This is a genomic window from Lysinibacillus sp. CD3-6 (assembly GCF_006351725.2).
Taxonomy (GTDB): Bacteria; Bacillota; Bacilli; order Bacillales_A; family Planococcaceae; genus Lysinibacillus.
Genome location: NZ_CP085880.1, coordinates 1,924,018 through 1,944,585, shown reverse-complemented (window position 1 = coordinate 1,944,585; position 20,568 = coordinate 1,924,018). Strand labels below are relative to the sequence as shown.

Here is a 20,568-nt window from a genome sequence, read left to right as displayed (position 1 = left end):
TTAAGAATTAAATAAATTATATTTAAAAGAAAAAGAAAATTCAATATATTTTATAAATAAAAATTCATTTGACAATTAAATTTAATATAAAATCCTACTTTTTCTTAGCATTATTGGTTGGTTACTTATTAAAACAACCAACTATTACATTTCACAAATTCACTAATATTAGTCATAAAACACAAAAAAGACCCTGGTTATACACCAGAGTCCTAAATTACATAATATATTTATAAAATTTATAGGCCATACTTCTTCAATATTCCCTGTTTACCTTTCTGACTAAAAAGAGCAGCTTTACATATTTTATAACAATTAAAACAATCCTACCGCATGTCCTTCACGATCGACATCCATACGTAAGGCAGCTGGTTGCTTTGGTAAACCTGGCATTGTCATAATATCACCTGTTAGACAAACTAAGAATCCTGCGCCAAGCTTTGGAATGACTTCACGTATTGTGACTGTGAAGCCTTCTGGACGCCCTAGTAAACTAGGTTGGTCAGATAATGAGTATTGCGTTTTCGCCATACAAATCGGCAATTCGTCCCAGCCAAATTTTTCAATTTGTGCAATTTGCTTTTTCGCTTGCTCTGTAAATTGGACATCTTTCCCGCCATAGACCTTTTGTACGATTGTACGCACTTTTTCTTCAATCGATTCTGCTACATCGTATAAAGGAGAGAAATTATTTTCTTCTTCAAGGACAGATAGTACTTGCTCTGCTAGGGCTAATCCGCCTTTGCCGCCCTCTTCCCAGACATTTGTACGGGCAATGCGCACATCATTTTCTTGACACCAGTTTAGCACTGCTTCCAGTTCAGCTTCTGTGTCTGTAATAAAACGATTTAACGCGATGATTGGTTCAACACCAAATGTGCGAATCGTCTCCACGTGCTTCGCTAAGTTTTCAATGCCTTGTAACAGCGCAGGCACATTTTCTCCAACGAGTGCTGTTTTCGCAACACCACCATGCATTTTCAACGCACGAATCGTTGCCACAATCACTACGGCACTTGGTTTGAAGCCTGCTTTTCGGGCTTTAATGTTCATGAACTTTTCAGCACCTAAATCGGAACCGAAGCCCGCTTCTGTTACAACGATATCTGCTAGCTTGCGTGCTGTTTGTGTTGCCATAATCGAGTTACAGCCGTGTGCAATATTTGCAAATGGACCGCCATGAATAATGGCAGGTGTCCCTTCAAGAGTTTGCACTAAGTTTGGTTTAAACGCATCTTTTAATAGCAGAGTGAGCGCGCCTTCTACTTGTAAATCACGCACAAATACGGGCTCACGCTCAAATGTATAACCGATGACAATGCTTGCTAAACGCTCACGTAAATCATCTATGCTTGTTGCTAAACAGAATACCGCCATAATTTCAGAGGCAACTGTAATATCAAAGCCGTCCTCACGTGGCATTCCCTGTACTGGCCCACCAAGACCGATGACTACTTTGCGAAGCGCACGGTCATTTAAGTCCATTACGCGCTTCCAAATGATACGACGAGGATCAATGTTTAATGCATTGCCTTGATGGATATGATTATCAATAAAGGCTGAAAGCGCATTGTTGGCCGTTGTGATGGCATGCAAGTCTCCCGTGAAATGCAGATTTATATCTTCCATTGGGACAACTTGAGCATACCCACCGCCTGTCGCGCCTCCTTTTACACCCATTACTGGGCCAAGGGAAGGCTCACGCAATGCGACAACAACATTTTTCTTTAATTGATGAAGTGCATCTGCCAACCCAACCGTTACTGTTGATTTTCCTTCACCAGCTGGAGTTGGACTTATCGCTGTCACTAAAACGACCTTCGCATCCTCGCCCTGCGCTGTTATTTTTAGTGGATCTATTTTTGCTTTGTAGCGGCCGTATTGTTCTAGTGCATCTTCTGGAATACCTGCCGCTTCTGCAATGTCTATAATAGGCTTCATAACCGCTTGACTAGCGATTTCTAAATCTGATAAAGGTTGATTTTTCGTTGTCATTTGGCACCCAACTTTCTATTATTATTCATCTCCATTATAGACTTTATTGAGCAAGAAAACACAGTTAGTTACGCAATATTTCGACAATCAATTGACAACTGGAATCAATTCATGTATGTTCTAAGAGAAAATGCAATTTTTTCATTTTTTATCAATTATGCCACGAGTTAATTGGTAGTATTTTACATTCAGGCGCATTGGAGGCGAATGCTTATGCAACAAGGAATCGTAAAGTGGTTCAATAACGAAAAAGGTTATGGCTTTATTGAATGTGATGATGGAGAAGATGTATTTGTACATTTTACGGGCATACAAGAGGAAGGCTTCCGTACACTTGAAGAAGGTCAAAAGGTTTCATTTGATGTAGTGGAAGGCAATCGCGGACCTCAAGCGTCAAATGTTGTGAAATTATAAGCGGCAAGGAGCTGTTCAACAAATGAACAGCTCCTTCTTTTTTTATAACTATGGGTTAAGCCAATAAAAGGCTCCAGGAAAAATTAAAGTTTCCTTCGTCCGATCAGTGTCTCTCAACGTAACACCGAAAGGTCCTTCACATTTACGTCCAAGCATCATTTTAGTTGCTGCAGCTTCTTCATAAAAATCTAAACGAATATTTGGCAAATGTAATGACACAAACGCTGTGTGTGCTTCTGGCTCAGATAATTGTAGTACTTCTTGCCATTCTTTTACTGTAGTCAGCGCATCTTGGACATAAAACTGTACTGACTCCATTGATATATTTTGGGTTGCTTTTAGCGCGCCACTTGCCTTTAATTGTTCTTTGCGCTTCTCATCACTATCCGCCCACTCAATAAAAAATGGAAAATCGATTTCTTGCTCTTGCTTTCCAAAATGTAATAGTTTCCATTCCACAACCGATCCATCTGGTCGTGTTCGACTACATACATCTGGTCCATAAACTTCAAAACCAAGCGCACTTAAACGCTGTGCCTCTTCTTCTATATTAGTTGTACGTAAAGCAATTCTTGAAAAACCATAGCGCTCATTGTCCTGTTTAAAAGTATAATGTAAGGAATACGGTAATTTTGCCGCTTCCTCAAAAAGCGCATGATCATAAATCGCTATTTGTTCAATATAGCTTAACCCAAAATAGCTTAATGTATTATACGTTCCCCACATGGTGTGCTGTCCACCATTTACAGTATGAATATGACGTTTATTTAAAAAGACTTTCATATTTTCCGGTGATTGAACTTGATGGACAAGATGATCAAAAAACAAAGTCATTCTCCTTCCCCCTTTTTGTCCTTTCATTATATACTTTACCTGTTAGTTTTCTAGGTTTAAATTAAAATTAGCAATATTCAAATAATTAAAGGTGTTTTAAAGGTGTTTATTAGGTATTTGGAAGAGCCAAAATTAATCACAACTCACGAATTGTTATGTATTTTGTCATCAACTTTTTTATCATTATCACTTTTTAAATTATTAAAAAGGCTTAGCATGAATGTAAAACCTGCAACAATTTCAATGAAATAGGAACTTATAGCTTTATTAAACCATATGCCACCTATTGGTAATGATAATGGCAAAATTGTGGCTACTGGTACAAATATTGAAAAGAGAAAACAAGGAATGAAAACGCAAATAAGTAAAGGTAAATTTATATTAATGGTCCATTTTTTTATTAAAATAAGTGATAAATAGACACCCCATAAAAAAAGAGTAATAAAATTAGTCCAAAAAACAGGAACTATACTATAAGTTGAAGCTGACATAACTTTTATTTCATTTTTTATATCAAAACTGACGATTGTACATAAAAATAAGCCTATCACCCAAATTAATTTCCATAAATACGGTGACCATTTCTTCATAAAATCTCCCTCCTTAGCCTCTTAGATGTTTGATTTATTATTATTAATACGCCCCAAAATTTAAATAGTTCCTAATAAATTATCCTTCTAATTACATTCGAATAGCCAACTGCTTTTTATTGACGATCGTCACGTTTCGAATTGCTGATGATTATCTTTTGACTTTAGTAATTTTTTTATCACCCTCGACTTTTTTTCCCCTCTCTATTTTACTAATATTTTGTTTTCATATCAGCCATTTCCTTAGGGCTACAAAAAAGTTTCATGCATAGGAAAAAGGGTAATTTATTTATAAATGAAATGAACAGAAGCAGCTAGAGTATTCAAGGAGCTATTCACATGGTGGATTTTTAGATGCTCCTTTTTATAGTCAAAAATATTGTCATAACAGGTACTCTTCATTTTGCCTTTTATGAAGTTCTTTGTTTGGACAAGCAATTTTTAGAACAGCTAGCGGTCAGAAAGGATAAGAACATGAAAAAATTTTTGTATGTAGGCCTAATCCTCCTTAATTTTTGCTTTTTCACTATAACAAAGGAAGCAGAGGCGAAGGAAAATGACGAAACAACGGAGCGGAAGGTCATCCTTATCTCATTTGATGGAATGAAAAATGACTATACTAAAAAATATGTTCAAGAGAATAAATTACCGCATATCAAACAGATGCTTGAAAATGGTGTTACTGCGAAAAAACCTATTACTATTACCCCTTCTCTAACTGCACCTTCACATGCAGCGATTGCCACTGGGGCTACGCCAAAACAAACAGGCATTGTAAGTAATCATTTTCATGAACCAAACACCGCTTTAGATAATGAAGAAAGCGGTTTTCAAGCAGAAATTGAAGTCCCCCCATTATGGGAAGAAGCTCGAAAACAAGGAAAAACAACAGCCACTATAGCTTTTCCTGGCGCCAATCCTAAAGAAGAAAAACAAGGAGATTATTCTATATATCATGGTGAAACATGGGCACCAAGTAATTTAGAATCACTTACCTTTAAGAAAACTACTGAGTGGGTTCAGTCACCTAAAAGCTTCAGTCCTTTAAAGGAATCGGAATTCCGCATTAAGATGAAAAATGAAAAGGATCGTGTCATTCATATTTTGGCGATTGACTCAACTGATGATCAACATGAAAACTATGACACGTTTATATTATCTGAAGATAAAAAAGTAGATGCTGAGGATACTATTGTAAAAGGAAACAAATGGGAATCTATTCCCATCCATATGAAAGATAAACAAAGTGCGGGCTTTTGGTTCAAAATGAAAGTAGAGAACAATGAACTTAACCGTCCTATAAAGTTGTACCGCACAGCCGTAACCTCTAGTCAAATTAGTGGTCCTAAAGGATTTGCCGAAGAGATAGAGAAGGAATTTGGATTTTATCCAGCACAAGATGATGATGAAGCGCTAGAGAAAGGATGGATTACAAGACAGGAATATGAGGAGATTAGCAAACGATATATTATGTGGATCACAAAAGTTTCGCTTTATATAAAACAGCAATACAATCCTGATTTGCTCATGTTTTATGCCCCCCATATTGATCATGAACAACATAAGTATTTATTAATAGACCCTCGTCAGCCAGACTATTCAGATGAAAAGTCAAAACAGTACATGAGCTATATCGAATGGTCGTACCGTATAGCAGACGAAGTAGTAGGAGCAACAATGAATTCCCTGCAAGACAATGATTATTTGTTTGTTGTCTCCGATCATGGAATGGAACCCGCCCATTCTACCCTTTCACCTAACAAAGTACTACAAGATGCAGGGTTATTAACGGTCGATCCAAAAGATAAAACTAAAATAAATTATGAAGAATCAAAAGCATACGCCATTCCGAGCGGATCTGCAGCAAATGTATACATCAATCTAAAAAATCGTGAAAAGGGTGGCGTTGTTCCTCAAGATGAATATGAGAATGTCCGTGACCAAATTATCGAAGCTTTTAAAGCTGTCGAAGTATCATATAACAAAGGAGCAATCATTCAACATGAGATGAAAAAAGTGAAGTCTGCAATACAAACAGACAATTTTTCATTCGGGACTGTTCAACAGCATGTCAAAAATATGTGGAGCCATCTGTTGGAACCAAGAGTACATCCATATGAAAGTGTATTGAAAAATGAAAATATCACCCTTCTGGAGCATCAAAATGCAGGCGATGTCGTGTTGATTGGTGCACCTGGCTATGTGATGGGGAGTGACGTTGAAAAAAATGTTTCGCCACCAATTGAATTAGGGACACATGGGGGAGATGCAAACAGAAGCATGCTTAGACCTATTTTTATCGCTACTGGAGCAGAATTTTCCAAAGGCAAAGAAATTAATGCCACCTCTAATTTAGATATAGCACCGACGATTTACGATTTACTAGGGTTAGAAATACCTTCATTTGTAGAAGGCAAAATCATTGAAGGTGTTTTTGAGGGAAGTGAATAATACAATTCTCTAACTTCTACTATTTTTCACTACAAGTAAGTGCTTTCTGCTCAGCACACCTTAAGCCGCAACCCTATGCAAAATGCATAGTTTGTTGCGGCTTACTTGGTGCTTTCCCTCTAATTTGATAGTAAGCACTGTAGCGCTCGCTAAACTATCACTTTGTTTAATTTGTCAGCAATGTTCCAGCATAAATTGCGTTCGTTCTTACGCCTGGTTTAATTTCTCCATTAATAGAGTAAATATTTTTATCCATTAACACTAAGCCCTCTCCGCAAGGTGCATCAAATGGAATTTTCCCAATAGTGCGCCAAGTATCCTTTTGCGCATTATAAATTAGTACATCTTTATTCCAATTAAACTCATAAGGATCTGCTGTAAAGTATTTTGTTCTAAATGCCAATAGTTCTTCATCTTTTAATGTCCCTAAATTTTTAACAGCATTATCATATACTGCTTTATTAAAGCCACCAATTACCAACATTTCATTTTTGTTTAATTTGACTGAATTTGCACCAAGTAACGAAATTTCTTTCCCATTTACTTTTACGGAAGACACTTTTGACCATTGGTTTTTCTCGATATTGTATTTGTAGCCATCTGTATATGCAATTGATCCTCCACCACTAAATACATAGAGGTTTCCATCTAATATTTGCGCTACACTTTGATTTCTCACACTTTCTCCAGGAATGGAAGCTAGCTCCCTCGTTTTGGATGTTTTTAAATCATACTCGTATAATTTATTGCTCTCTTTTGCATTTTGCTTACCTAGCCCAATATACAATTTGCCATCTTTCTCAACAGCTATCCCATCACTAAATGTAAACGGAAGGTCTCCTACTTTTTCTACTTTCAATTTTTTATTTTTATCAATCGTTAGTAAAGTAATATCGTCTGCATATTCTTTGTCAGGGCTACCGCCAATATAATAAATGCCTTTTTCTGTCGTTATGGAAGATCCATAACCTATTTCGTGTGTAAGATTCGTATGTTCGACCATCGTTAATTTATTTTTCTCTTTTTTATAAACATATATATCTGAGTAATGTTGCTTGGCTCCTCCATTTAACACTGTATCATAAGGGAAATTCGCACCCCCTCCTACAATCAAATAATCTTTATAAGAGCCAGACAACACGCCAGCTGTCCCAATATTCTTTTCGAATCCTTTTTGTGCTGCTAGTTCTCCTGCATATTCCCATGTTATTCTTTCCACTGAATCTCCGCCTTTAGAAGCTTCTACTTTACTTCCAATACCTACGCCTAAAACCAACATTGATGTCATAGCTGCTACCAAAAATTTTTTCATAATTTCTCCTCCTTTTAATATGGAAATACCATCAAATTTCTAATTATAGATAATGACAAAATATCTCCAATCACCTCCTTTGGGGATTGCATTTATTTTTAAATCACCTGATTGAAATTCTTAATATTCCGAATATTTAACCGTTAACAAAACCTTTACTTTGTTTTTTAAAAGGAAAACTAGAAGAGAATTGAGGTAGAAACGACAACCTTCGTGGTATAAAGTCTGCATTGGTAGTCGTAAAAGAAATTTATCAATAATTTGTTTAAGAACGCGTAAAATTTCAAAACTATGTAAATGAATAGTTTCAAGAAAGTTTTCGCGTTCTTCGTTAACCCATTGCCTATAATCTAGTCCACTATTAATAGTCTGCTAAGGCAAATTCTTTAGATGTCTAATCGCTAAAAATTAGTTAAAGGTAGATAATGTTAGTCCATCATCGAGCTTTCTTTTTGATAAGATAAAATTCCTCTGCAAAATGTCATTAGCACATCATAATCATTGTTTAACACAACTAAATCTGCATCCATTCCAGCTTTAATGCTACCTTTACGATCACTAATCTGTAACTGTTTTGCTGGATTAGTTGCTGTCATTTTAATAACATCCTCAAGCGTACAGTCATCACAATATTTCAGCATATTTTTTAGCGCATCACTTAGTTTTAAAACACTGCCTGCTAATGTGCCATTTTCTAAAACAGCCATTCCATCTTTCACAATAACCTTTTGACCGCCTAAATCGTAGTTGCCATTTTTTAAACATTTTGCTCGCATGGAATCTGTAATTAAAATTAGTTTTTCGCTTTTTTTGTTTTGATAAGCTAACTGAATCATTTCTGGGCATATATGAATTCCATCTACAATTAACTCTGCATATAACTCTTCAAGAAGCAAAGCTGCCCCTACAACACCAGGCTCTCGATGATGCAATCCTTTCATCTGATTAAACAAATGCGTTACTTGCGAAGCACCTGCCCCTATTGCCATTTTTACTTCTGCAAATGTCGCATTTGAATGGCCAATAGAGACGACAATTTCATTTTCATTCAAGTATCGAGTTAATTCCATGCCGCCCTTTTGCTCAGGAGCCAATGTAACCAGTTTAATAGTTCCTCCAGCTAGTTTTTGCCACTTTTCAAAAAGTGGAATTTCGGGCTCGATAATAAAATCAACAGGTTGGGCTCCTGCCATACGAGGATTCACAAATGGCCCTTCAAGATGAACTCCAAGCACCTCAGACTGTCCTGGTTTTTGATGATTTTTTATAAAGCTCGCTGCATTTTTCAATGCATTGGAAATATTCTCATCAGATTGGGTCATTGTAGTTGCTAGAAAGCTTGTTGTCCCTTCCTGTGGCAAAGCTCGGACAATTGTTTCCAGAGATGCAATTTCTGCATCCATTACATCAGCGCCAGACGTCCCATGTGTATGAATATCAATCATGCCAGGAATGACTGTTTGTCCTTGTAAATCGATAACATAGAATTGATCATTTGCTTTATAGTGAGTCATCCAGCCGATTTCTTCAATTTTCATTCCATCAATTTTAATAAATCCATCTGAAATAATCTGATTTTCTGCATAAATTTTTGCATTGATTAAAACAATTGATTGATCCATTCTATCTTACCTCTCCATTCTTTTAGCTTAGCTATTCCACATTGTAAGAGCTTTTAGCATCCCCTTGCTTCCCTCTAAAGCATCTTTTCAATAACTGCTTGCGCCGTTAGTTCTTTGTTATGAACTGATTCTTTGTTCGTTTTCTTGAAGTATTCAAGATAAAGTAAATCTAGAAGATAGAGCTGCGATATTTTTGCAGATAAACTGCCCCCTTGCAGTGGCCCTTCATTTGCACCACAAAGCAATGTTATATCGGCGAAACTTGTCAAAGGAGATTTGGCAAATCTCGTTATTGAAATAACTTTTGCCCCTCTTTCTTTTGCTACTTTTGCCACTTCAATCGTATCTTTCGTTGAACCAGAATAAGATATTAGAACAGCTACATCTTGCTCTGTCATTAAAGCAGCAGACATAATTTGAAGGTGAGAATCCACTGAACACTCCGTTTTATTGGTAATTCTCATAAACTTATTTTTTGCTTCCATTGCTGTCATTAAGGAAGAACCAACGCCAAAAAAGTGTATTCTTTGAGCGTTTATCATGCACTCGACAGCTTCCGCAATATCACTTTCTGATAATAAATTATAGGTTTCAGTCAACGCATGAACATTTGACGATAAAACCTTCGATGATAGTTCTGCAATTGTATCTTGCATCGTAATCGCACTGGAAAGTTGCGGTGTTTCATTATCAAGCGTAATGCTATGTGCTAACATAATTTTAAATTCTTGATACCCTTTAAGATCCATCGTTTTACAAAATCGAAACACACTTGACTCGCCTACATTACACGCATCAGCTAAATCAGTAATGGACATGTAAATGACATCTTTTATATTTTCGAGAATATAATCCGCTACCTTTTTTTCCGTATTAGTAAAAGAGTTGTATCTCGAATGAATAAGTGAAAATATATCTTGATTTCCCATATTAGTACTCCTTCTATTAATCGCCTCTTAAATGAAGTGATACTGCGCCAAGAATGCCAGCTTTATTTCCAAGAGAGGCTTTCATGATTTTTACATCCGAGAAACTCTCCATCATAAACAATTTAACTTTATCCGCTATATTGTTAACGAGATGTTCTTGCTCCATCACACCACCACCTATAATAATTGCTTGTGGATTAAAAATGTGAATGAAGGAAGTTAAACCTAATGCTACTTCTAAAATCCAATCTTGAAGAACTTTTTCTAAACTTTTATCCCCTTGTTGCATTCTTTCAAAAATGACTCTACCATTTATAAAGTCAGCGTTTATTTCCTGTGCTCTTTTTATTAAAGCGGTTGTAGATGCATACGATTCATAGCACCCATTTTTACCACAGTTACAATTTTCACCGAATGGATGGGTAATAACATGCCCAAATTCTGCCGCCAATCCATTATGTCCTTTATAAATTTTAGAGTCTATTATGATGGCACCACCAATACCCGTACCATATGTTAAACAAAGAAAATCATTATAGTCCTTTGCTGCACCGAAATACTTTTCTCCTAATGCAGCAGCGTTTACATCATTTTCAACTTTAACAGGCACGCTAAAATAATCTTCAAGTATAGTCTTTAGTTGCGTACCAGTATAATTTGGAATATTATCATTAGCATAAATGATTGAGCCATCAGTACTATTCACTTGTCCTGCAGTGCTTATACCTATTGCATGAAAGCCCTGATACTCATTTATTATCTTAATTAGTTTTTCAACTAAATACTTTCCACCTTTTTTACTTTCTGTATCATATTCTTTAAATACTTCTATTTGCCCATTTTCATCAGAAATGCCCACTTTTATCGATGTGCCACCAATATCAGCTGCTAATATTTTCACTTTACTCATCCCTTTAGCCTGACAATCTAATTTACTCTAAATTTATTGAATCGCACTAACAAATCTTTTAGTAATTTCCATCGGTCTTGTAATAGCAGTACCTACGACTGCTGTATGAACACCAAGATCAAAAACACGCTTTAGTTCGTCTGGCGTCCAAATGCCGCCCTCAGCGATAACAGGAATAGGGAAATTTTGAATTAGTCTATTTATTAACTCTAAATCAGGTAATTTTTTATCATTTGTATACTCTGTATAACCACTCAATGTTGTACCTAAGCAATCAAAACCTAATTCATACGCCTCTTTAGCCTCTTCAAACGTTGAGCAATCCGCCATAAAAATTTGATCTTTATATTTCTTTCTAATTTCAGGGAATAATTCGCTTATTGTAGTGCCATCAGGTCTAATTCTTTTCGTTGCATCAAGCGCGATAATATCTACCCCCTCTTGGTAAAGCAACTCGACCTCTTGAATTGTCGGTGTGATACACACGTCAGATCCGTCCGTTGTTTTTTTAATAATACCAATAATGGGTAGGTCAACCATATTCTTTATTTCTCTAATATCTTCAATACTATTTGCTCTAATTCCCTTAGCCCCTCCAAGCATCGCCGCATACGCCATTTTCCCCATAATAAAAGAGCTATGAAGAGGTTCTTCTGGAAGTGCCTGACATGAAACAATCAGTTGTCTTTTAATTTCATCAAAAACTTTCTGTTTTTTATTCATTTGCATACATCTCCATGGATAATCATATTACTTATCTGCCCCAATCGTAATTCCTTTTGTAAAATACTTCTGGAAGAAAATAAATATTAGTAGCATCGGAATTGCTGCTACAGTAGCACCTGCCATCTTATAAGCAAAGTTTGGATTCAAGTCTTGCATTAAAGTTGCAATTCCTACCATTAGTGTTTTTGAGTTAACATCTTGACCTACAACGAGTTGCCATAAGTAATCATTCCAAACTTGAACAAAATTAAGAATAAATAATGCTCCAATACCAGGTTTCACTAATGGCAGCATAATTTTATAAAATATACGAAATTCGCTGGCACCATCAATTTTTGCAGCTTCACGTAATGAATCAGGAATGGTATCAAAAAATCCTTTCAGTAAAAACACACCAAATGCTGTAGCTACGTTAGGCCAAATCATGCCACTTAACGTATTTACCATATTAAAGTCTTGAATAATTCTAAACAGCGGAACAATCATAACTTCCTTTGGAATCATTAAACTTGAAATAAAAATAATGAAAATAACATTTTTCCCTTTAAATTTTAGCTGTGAAAATGCATACGCTGCAAGGGAGCTAACAACAATTAAAGCAAATGTAGACATCAACGCTACAAATAAACTATTATACGTCCATGTTAGCGCAGGCTGATTATTAAAGACATCTACATAGTTACTAAAGTTTAAGCTTTTAGGAAACCAATCTGGTGGCATTTTCACAACATCAGCACTGTTCTTTAATGAACTCGTCACAAGCCAATATAATGGAAAAAGACTTAAAACAGCGAAAAATATAACTATACAGTTTGTTACAATTTCTATTTTTTCTCTTTTTCTCTTGTTCTTTTTTCTTAACATACTCATTCACCTCTAATTCTTCTTAAACATAGCTCTTAGCTGTGGAGTAGATAACACTAATGTAATGAGGAACATAATTACACCTACTGCAGAAGCAATACCAAGCTGATTATACTTGAATGCATTATTATATAAGTAATACATAAGTGTCGTTGAGGCGTTGTTTGGACCCCCACCTGTTAATAGCTGTATAACGACAAATATTTTGAGTACAGCAATAATGTTCATAATAATAATGTAAATCGTTGTTGGTTTTACCATTGGAATAATAATCTTGAATATTATTTTCAATCGGCTTGCACCATCGACTTCTGCGGCTTCAAAAAGTTCCTTTTGCACACCAATCATAGAGGCAATATAAAGAATGATTGCCTGCCCTACATTTGTCGCAAAGGTTACAAAAATAATTACTGGAAGTACCCAATGTGTATCCCCTAAAAAGTTAACTGAGGTTTCCATTTTTCTCGCTATAAATGGTATAAGACCATTGGCAGGATTTAGTAAAAAACTCCAAATCATACTCATAACAACCATCGAAACCATGACTGGAATATAATATGCTCCTTGTATAAAGGACACGTATTTTGCATTTTTATCAAAAACTGTAGAGGCAACAAACAGAGCGAAAATGACTGTTAATGCCACAATGAATACAACAAAAATAATGGTGTTGATTGTAGATTGAACGAAGACAGGATCGCTAAACAATTTTCGATAGTTTTCAAACCCTACAAAAATTTCATTTTGATAGTTAATCTTAAATAAGCTTAAGCGAATCCCTTCAATGATAGGGTAAACTAAAAAAACTAAAAACAGTAAAATTTGGGGTCCGATAAACAAGTATCCTGTCATATTTTCTTTAAAAGATTTTTTATTGATTTTCATCGGTATCATTTACCTTTCTACAATTTAAGCCCCGAAATAAAGGGGCTTAAATTGTTGTAAAGTTATATACGCGCAGAGCTATTTATTATAAATTACAGAGTCTTCTTTCGATTCATCAATAACTTTATTACCTTTTGTTTGGTAATCTTTCACAGCTTCTTCTGCCGTTTTACCACCAGTATATAAAGCTTGTAATTCTGGATATAAAACTTGTCTTAATTGGCTGTATCCTGGTACATTTCCAGTGAAATTAAACATGTACGGATCATTTGCAGAATACGCCTCGAAGTAAGGCTTTTCTGATTTAAACTCATCGGCAACCGTTGTTCTAACTGGTACACCATTTTTAGATGCTTTCACAAGTTCAGGATCTGTTGAAATAAATTTCACGAAATCCTTACTAATTTTAATTCTAGTTTCATCTTTTGTATCAAATACAGCTGCGCCTGTTACATAAGTAAATGTTAATGGGTCCCCACCATCAGATGGAATATTAGCCAGTCTAATATCAAACTTAGGCGCTTTTCCACTTTCCATATCAGCCAATGCATTATTAAATAAAATTGCGTTTGTAAAACTAATTGCAAGTTGTTGATTTTGGAACATTGCATTCACATCGTTTGAAGAAACAGATTCTGCACCTGGGTTTGTTAAGCCCTCATCATATATTTTCTTTAACCAATTTGCAGCTTTTACACCATTTGCGTCATCAATGATTAAATTTCCATTGTTATCAAAGAACTGATTACCAAACATTCTTAAATAAGCAAGATTCCAAGTATCACCTTGATTATTTAGCGCGTATAATCCCATTGGATACGCATTTGAATATTTATCTTTTGGTAAATCTGTTTTTAACTTGTTTAGAATTTTTTCATAATCTGCTAGAGTCCAAGTTTTGATTTCATGCTCTCCACCAATGTACTCATCTAATCCAGCAGCTTTAAACATATCTGCGTTGTACGTTAAAGTACCTGGGTTATGAGAAAATGGGAAGAAATAAACATCATCACCGAATGTCACGCTGTCCCAATACCCTTGTGCAATATCGCTTTTCGATTCATCATCAACGATATCATTTAATGGTACTAGTGCACCTCGATGAGCATAGTCCCCCATAGCAAACACGCTTTCAAAAAATACATCTGGAGGTGTTCCCCCATTAAGACTTACGTTCAATAGCTCATCACGTTGATCTCCTGCAATAACTTCTACATTAACTTTTACTTTGTGGTCTTTATACTCAGCAGCGAATCGCTCCCCTGCATGTTTGAAAAAGCTATCATAATCTGCTCCATCTTCAGAAGAATCTAAAACACCTTTCCATTGTGGAGTTAACCAAACTTTTAGTTCGACCTCATCAGAAGAACTAGATTTAGAACTATCTGTAGAATTACTTGTACAACCTGCTAGCACTGAGAGTACAAACAAAATTGCTATTGCGGTTGCTAGATAACGCCTTTTAAACATAACTACTCCCCCTTAATAATTGTATTTACAAATTAACATTACCTTTATGAAAGACAAGCCCGTGTAATAAGCTTGTGACCTTCCCCCATTATGTGAAACAACTTCAATTACTCCATAGCTTTAAGAAATTCAAAAAGCTTTGAATCTACTCTTCATACTTTATTATTGTTTGATCGATGAACGCTTTAATGCCTGCTACTTTATTTAAATCCTCACCTGATACTGGCTCTAATGGGCCTCTTACACTGCCAATAGTAACCCCATTTAATTTTAAAATTTCTTTAATTGTTGAATACATGGAGCCATTTAAAGAACATAAAGCAACGATAATATCATTAATATCATGCTGAATTTTTCTCGCATTTGCGATATCCCCATTCGATACAAATTCCTCAGCCTTGATAAAAAGTTCCGGCATCGCACCATATGTTCCACCAATTCCACTATCTGCACCGATTACTCTGCCAGCTACATATTGTTCATCTGGTCCATTGAATACAATAAAATCTTCACCTGCAGTTGACTTAAATCTTTCAATATCCATAACTGGCATTGACGAATTTTTTACCCCTATCACTTTCTTATTCTCTAATAATTTCTTAAATAGATTAATCGAAAGATCAAAACCTGTTGTTTGAGGTATATTGTAAATAATAAATGGCATATTCGTTGCATCCATAATTTCAGTCCAATATTTATAAACTGAACTTTCAGAAAACTTAAAGTAAATAGGTGGAATGGCAGAGATCGCATCGTACCCTAATTCCTCAGCATATTTTGCTAAAATTACACTATCCCTTGTCGATGGTGCCCCAACATGAGCGATTAACGTAAGCTTCCCTTTGACATGTTCTGCTACATATTTTAGTGTTGCTTTTCTTTCTTCAAGGTTGTGATAAATACATTCCCCTGAACTTCCACCAACATAAAGCCCTTTAACGCCTTTGTTGAATAAATAATCGCAAAGTTCTTTTGTTCGGTTCTCCGATATTTCCCCTAGATCATCATAACAAGCATAAAAAGCAGGAATGATACCTTTATATTTTTCTAAATTCAACTTTGAACACCACCTATATAATTTTAATAAAGCCAATTTGTGATATTACATCACGAATAAATATGACAATACATAAACCTTAACTCTACACCACTAACTGTTAACGCTTACAACTAATATTATAACAATTCAAAATAAAATGTAAATAATTTTCTTTATTTTTTTATTTTTTGGAGAAAAATTTCACCTTTTGTATGCATAAAAAAAGATTTACCCTTTAAATGCTACTTTAAACAACTTAAACAAGCTGTTATGTAGTGCTTCTTGTCGTTAAAAGTAAAGAGTGATTAGCGATATTGTTTTACAGTTAGGCTGAAAATTGTTTACAATCAGTCTAAAAAGGAGAAACAAATGCTTGAAAAACTAGAAAATCTTTTTCAAACGGCTTTTACGACTACATATAATGCGCAAGATAATAATCGATATTGGTTCCAAACAGAAGATGGTAAGAAATTTGGCATCGTTAAAACTGCCCTATCCAATTCCGAACATAATTTGTTAAAAACTTTATTCCATCCTATTGAGACTCTTAATGTCGAACAAAATAATACGAAAAATCAACAGCGATGGTATGATTTTTTATTTAATGATGCAAAAGAGGTACCATTTTTACAGGATGTAAAAACATTACGTTTTTTTTATTTCTATCTGAAACAACCCATTGATGATTTTAACAGTTTTAAAGAAGCGATTATTGGCGGATTTCAGCAACCCATTATTTTAATGATTAATGAAACACAAGGTTTGATAATAGATGAAAAGCCACAAGTAGTTTTCGATCAAGAGTCATTCAATCAACTAAGTGACACGTTAACTAGTGATTTTTTTGTTAAAATTGATAGTTATATTGGCCAACTACACCAAGTTAATCATCTACTAAAAGAAAAATTTAATTATGAATTTCAATGCTTTAATACAATTCATCGATATGCAAATCGTGAAAAAACGATTACGTTTTACGAAGCTTTACCACTATTAATGATTCAGTCGCCGTCATGCGTAAAAAAGGATATACTATCTGATCTTTTTATAGAAAGTATCCAAGCGCAAGAGATGCTTCATACGATTCAAGTTTTTTTACAATGTAATTTAAATGCTTCTTTAACAGCCAAAAAGCTGTACATCCATCGTAATAGCCTGCAGTATCGATTGGATAAATTTATTGAAAACACTGGAATAGATATTCGTTCCTTCGCAAACGCTGCTTTTGTTTCTCTTGCTATGATACTGTTGAAATCTGAAAATTATCAATAGTTGTACAATGTGCCCAAACTTGTTTTGTGTAATGTATACGTATACATTTTACATATTTTTCTCTTATACTCTAAAAAAACAGTTACATAAGGGAGATGAAGATATTGGCAGAATTAAAATTACAACATATTTTTAAAATTTACGACAAAAATGTCACGGCGGTAAAGGATTTCAATCTTGATATTGAAGATAAGGAATTTATTGTATTCGTAGGTCCTTCAGGTTGTGGTAAATCTACTACATTGCGTATGGTTGCTGGTTTAGAAGAAATCTCAGAGGGAGATTTAATCATTGATGGAAAGCGAATGAATGATGTAGCGCCTAAAGATCGTGATATCGCCATGGTATTCCAAAACTATGCCCTATACCCGCATATGAGCGTATTTGAAAATATGGCATTTGGCTTAAAGCTGCGCAAATTACCGAAAGATGAAATTAATCGCCGCGTGAACGAGGCAGCGCGTATCTTAGGGCTGGAAGAATACTTAAATCGTAAACCGAAAGCACTTTCAGGTGGTCAACGTCAACGTGTCGCTTTAGGACGTGCCATCGTGCGTGATGCAAAAGTCTTTTTAATGGATGAGCCTTTATCAAACTTGGATGCGAAACTTCGCGTACAAATGCGTGCTGAAATCACAAAACTTCATCAACGCTTACAAACAACGACAATTTACGTGACACATGACCAAACAGAAGCCATGACAATGGCTACTCGCCTCGTTGTTATGAAAGATGGCATTATTCAACAAGTAGGTGCACCAAAAGAAGTGTATGAGCAACCGAATAATGTATTTGTCGGCGGCTTTATCGGCTCCCCTGCTATGAACTTCTTTACGGGTACACTTACAGATGGCAAATTCCACATTGGGAATACGTGCATTACTGTGCCACAAGAAAGAATGAAAGACTTACTTGCGCAAGGCTATAACAATAAAGAAGTTATTATGGGTATTCGTCCTGAAGATTTCCACGATGAACAAGCATTTATCGAATCAACTCCAGGTTCAAGAGTCGATGTAACAATTGAAGTAGCTGAATTAATGGGCGCAGAGATTATGCTCTATTCACAAATCGAAGGTCATCAATTTATTGCACGTGTAGATTCCAATGCCACTGCTAAACCAGGCCAAGTATTGCCACTGGCATTGGATATGAACAAAGTCCACTTCTTCGATAAAGATACGGAGAATCGTATTATTCCAGGTAATAGTGGACAAAACAAAGGCAACGAAGGCACTGAAAAGCCTGTTATTGTTGGCTAAGATGGTAGCGAAGTTGGTGACTCCTGTTCATAACAGCACACAATGAAAGGCGGAGGCACTCTGCACAATAGCGAGGGTTACGGCTTACTGTGCTGAGCGGAAAACACCGCCGCAGCGGACATCAACGGTATAGAAAAAGTGTTAGATTGATTCAATCAATCTAACACTTTTTGATTAGTTGCACTCAATATAAATTGATTCATATCCGAGTTTTTAATTTTTGAATTTTTTCAATTTGTAGCTATATTTAGTCAAATCAAGTTCTTTTACAAGAACAGTAAAAAAGACTTCAGCACGATTTAAAAAGATACCTAATAGCATTTTTTGTTCAAATTCTAATACATGATCGTCGTTATCAAATAAAAATTGTACTTTTTTATTTTTTAATTGCTTTAATTGTATTTTAACTGGTTGATCAGGAAAATAACTTTTCCCAATGCCATCCTCTAAGTAATCTTCAATCACATTGACAATATATCCCCATAGCTCAGGGAGATAGTCCCAATATCGAACACCTAAAATTTCTTTATTATAGCATTTAATCGATAACCCACCATCAAGTCTAAGAAGACCGTCTTCTTCTATATATTTATTTTGGGTGTTATTGATAAAAGAAACAAATTCATCCCAATTATCGTTTATGCTTATCGTATATTTATCAGGATTGTTGACTGCATCTTCCAAATCGTCGATAATTCTTTTTACAACAAATTCATTAATTGTTACTACTTCCATCATATATTCACCTCACATTAGTTTTTTGGATATAGTTGTCTAATATGCCCATCTTTAATCCCTAATACGTATTTAACACCATCTACTTGTCCCTCTACTCTGAACATACCATTTGTTCCTTTTTTGGCTAATATCGTAATAGGGGTTAATAAGAAATCCTTAAATACATATACTATTAAATTTCCTTCTATAAAGGACCCATTATCCGCAAATACTTTAATTGCTTCAAGAATATTAGTATATACTGATAGAAGTTGATGGTTTGAAACAATGATCGCTTGGCTATATATGATTTGAAAATACTTAACTCATTCGATAGGCGAAGAATCAATAAATCAAGCATTTTTTATGAAGTAATTACAATACAAATTTTCAGAAAATTACAATTATAAATTCTTGCGGGAATATTATCATATGTCATTAATATAGTCAATAAATAAAATATGTATCTCTTTAAAAACCTATATCAAATACCCATATTTAAGGTCTCTTTCTCTTTTTAGAAATTTTTATATTATAACAACTGAATAATATACGCTTTACAGTTGCTGGATTATTTTGTAGGCTTTCCTTTATAGCAACAGAAAAATGAGTAAGAACAAACAACCCGTTTTCTCCATAAAATAATAAGAGGTGATTGTATGACGGACAAAGTAACTGCTTTTAAACAGGCTTTAGGTAATTATCCAACAGGTGTCACAGTTGTCACAGCTTACAATGATGTGAATGAACCGATTGGCTTAACGGTCAATTCCTTTGCATCTGTTTCCATAGATCCGCTCCTTATCCTATGGTCATTGGACAAAAAATCCCAACTGCATCCGCTTTTTTGTAATGCGGACAAATTCGCGGTTAATATTTTAGCGAACGATCAAACACAATTATGTACAGTATTTTCAAGTAAAATCCCTGACCGATTTGCGCAAGTCAAATGGTCTTCTTCTTTACATGGTTTGCCAATATTACATGATACTTTAGCTACGCTGCAATGCGAAACATTTAAAAAAATCGATGCAGGAGACCATACAATTTTCATTGGTCATGTGCTAGCAATTGATAATGCCCAAAAGGAACCTTTGCTCTATCATCGAAGACACATTGGTCAAATCCCAACGAGTTTTTACGAATAATATGTAAAAGTAGGTATTTCAAAATTTTCTTTGAGATACCTACTTTTTGTTTACCGTTACATACAATGCTATCCTTCAAGCATCCTACTGGATCATGACCGAATTTAAAATGTGTTGCTCATTCATTC

18 protein-coding genes are annotated in these 20,568 nt (G+C 35.1%); 5 read left to right on the top strand and 13 right to left on the bottom strand.

Annotated features, from left to right (window positions below):
- Positions 1–315 precede the first annotated feature (315 nt).
- Positions 316–1,995 (bottom strand): formate--tetrahydrofolate ligase, encoded by a 1,680-nt coding sequence (locus tag FH508_RS09360; protein ID WP_172771066.1) that lies wholly within the window; start codon positions 1,993–1,995, stop codon positions 316–318.
- Positions 1,996–2,208: 213 nt separating this feature from the next.
- Between FH508_RS09360 and FH508_RS09355 the strand changes: the two genes are divergently transcribed.
- Positions 2,209–2,409 (top strand): cold-shock protein, encoded by a 201-nt coding sequence (locus FH508_RS09355; protein ID WP_004269397.1) that lies wholly within the window; start codon positions 2,209–2,211, stop codon positions 2,407–2,409.
- Between the two features lie 48 nt (positions 2,410–2,457).
- Here the strand turns inward: FH508_RS09355 and FH508_RS09350 are convergent, their stop codons facing one another.
- Together FH508_RS09350 and FH508_RS09345 are read right to left on the bottom strand one after the other, a co-directional pair.
- Positions 2,458–3,243: a VOC family protein gene (locus FH508_RS09350; protein ID WP_172771065.1), complete on the bottom strand. Its 786-nt coding sequence runs from the start codon at positions 3,241–3,243 to the stop codon at positions 2,458–2,460.
- Between the two features lie 143 nt (positions 3,244–3,386).
- On the bottom strand, positions 3,387–3,833 hold the full coding sequence (locus FH508_RS09345) for a hypothetical protein (protein ID WP_172771064.1): 447 nt from the start codon (positions 3,831–3,833) through the stop codon (positions 3,387–3,389).
- A gap of 474 nt (positions 3,834–4,307) precedes the next feature.
- Between FH508_RS09345 and FH508_RS09340 the strand changes: the two genes are divergently transcribed.
- The gene (locus FH508_RS09340; protein WP_228134466.1) at positions 4,308–6,284 is read left to right on the top strand and encodes an alkaline phosphatase family protein; all 1,977 of its coding nucleotides are present in this window, start codon (positions 4,308–4,310) and stop codon (positions 6,282–6,284) included.
- A 166-nt stretch (positions 6,285–6,450) separates the two neighbouring features.
- Here FH508_RS09340 and FH508_RS09335 read toward each other — a convergent pair whose 3' ends face one another.
- From FH508_RS09335 to FH508_RS09295, 9 genes are all read right to left on the bottom strand, one after another.
- Positions 6,451–7,596 (bottom strand): cyclically-permuted mutarotase family protein, encoded by a 1,146-nt coding sequence (locus FH508_RS09335; protein WP_172771062.1) that lies wholly within the window; start codon positions 7,594–7,596, stop codon positions 6,451–6,453.
- A 428-nt stretch (positions 7,597–8,024) separates the two neighbouring features.
- On the bottom strand, positions 8,025–9,218 hold the full coding sequence (gene nagA, locus FH508_RS09330) for an N-acetylglucosamine-6-phosphate deacetylase (protein WP_172771061.1): 1,194 nt from the start codon (positions 9,216–9,218) through the stop codon (positions 8,025–8,027).
- Positions 9,219–9,292: 74 nt separating this feature from the next.
- Positions 9,293–10,147: a MurR/RpiR family transcriptional regulator gene (locus FH508_RS09325; protein WP_172771060.1), complete on the bottom strand. Its 855-nt coding sequence runs from the start codon at positions 10,145–10,147 to the stop codon at positions 9,293–9,295.
- A gap of 16 nt (positions 10,148–10,163) precedes the next feature.
- A complete protein-coding gene (locus FH508_RS09320) occupies positions 10,164–11,048 on the bottom strand; it encodes an ROK family protein (protein WP_172771914.1) in 885 nt (294 codons plus the stop codon).
- Between the two features lie 42 nt (positions 11,049–11,090).
- Positions 11,091–11,780, bottom strand: a complete 690-nt coding sequence (locus FH508_RS09315; RefSeq protein ID WP_172771059.1) for an N-acetylmannosamine-6-phosphate 2-epimerase — start codon at positions 11,778–11,780, stop codon at positions 11,091–11,093.
- A 27-nt stretch (positions 11,781–11,807) separates the two neighbouring features.
- Complete coding sequence (locus tag FH508_RS09310; RefSeq protein ID WP_172771058.1) at positions 11,808–12,647, bottom strand: carbohydrate ABC transporter permease; 840 nt, start codon at positions 12,645–12,647, stop codon at positions 11,808–11,810.
- A 12-nt stretch (positions 12,648–12,659) separates the two neighbouring features.
- On the bottom strand, positions 12,660–13,532 hold the full coding sequence (locus FH508_RS09305) for a carbohydrate ABC transporter permease (protein ID WP_172771057.1): 873 nt from the start codon (positions 13,530–13,532) through the stop codon (positions 12,660–12,662).
- Positions 13,533–13,610: 78 nt separating this feature from the next.
- Complete coding sequence (locus FH508_RS09300; protein ID WP_172771056.1) at positions 13,611–15,002, bottom strand: ABC transporter substrate-binding protein; 1,392 nt, start codon at positions 15,000–15,002, stop codon at positions 13,611–13,613.
- A 145-nt stretch (positions 15,003–15,147) separates the two neighbouring features.
- Positions 15,148–16,059 (bottom strand): dihydrodipicolinate synthase family protein, encoded by a 912-nt coding sequence (locus tag FH508_RS09295; protein ID WP_172771055.1) that lies wholly within the window; start codon positions 16,057–16,059, stop codon positions 15,148–15,150.
- Between the two features lie 351 nt (positions 16,060–16,410).
- On the opposite strand from FH508_RS09295, the gene FH508_RS09290 reads away from it, so the two are divergent.
- Together FH508_RS09290 and FH508_RS09285 are read left to right on the top strand one after the other, a co-directional pair.
- Positions 16,411–17,313 (top strand): PucR family transcriptional regulator, encoded by a 903-nt coding sequence (locus tag FH508_RS09290; protein WP_172771054.1) that lies wholly within the window; start codon positions 16,411–16,413, stop codon positions 17,311–17,313.
- Positions 17,314–17,417: 104 nt separating this feature from the next.
- Positions 17,418–18,575 carry an ABC transporter ATP-binding protein gene (locus FH508_RS09285; RefSeq protein WP_172771053.1) on the top strand — a complete coding sequence of 386 codons (1,158 nt, stop codon included), beginning with the start codon at positions 17,418–17,420 and terminating at the stop codon, positions 18,573–18,575.
- Positions 18,576–18,788: 213 nt separating this feature from the next.
- On the opposite strand, the gene FH508_RS09280 is transcribed toward FH508_RS09285, so the two are convergent.
- Positions 18,789–19,313, bottom strand: a complete 525-nt coding sequence (locus FH508_RS09280; protein WP_228134465.1) for a hypothetical protein — start codon at positions 19,311–19,313, stop codon at positions 18,789–18,791.
- 638 nt (positions 19,314–19,951) lie between these two features.
- Between FH508_RS09280 and FH508_RS09275 the strand changes: the two genes are divergently transcribed.
- Positions 19,952–20,440 carry a flavin reductase family protein gene (locus FH508_RS09275; RefSeq protein WP_172771051.1) on the top strand — a complete coding sequence of 163 codons (489 nt, stop codon included), beginning with the start codon at positions 19,952–19,954 and terminating at the stop codon, positions 20,438–20,440.
- The last annotated feature ends 128 nt before the right edge of the window (positions 20,441–20,568 follow it).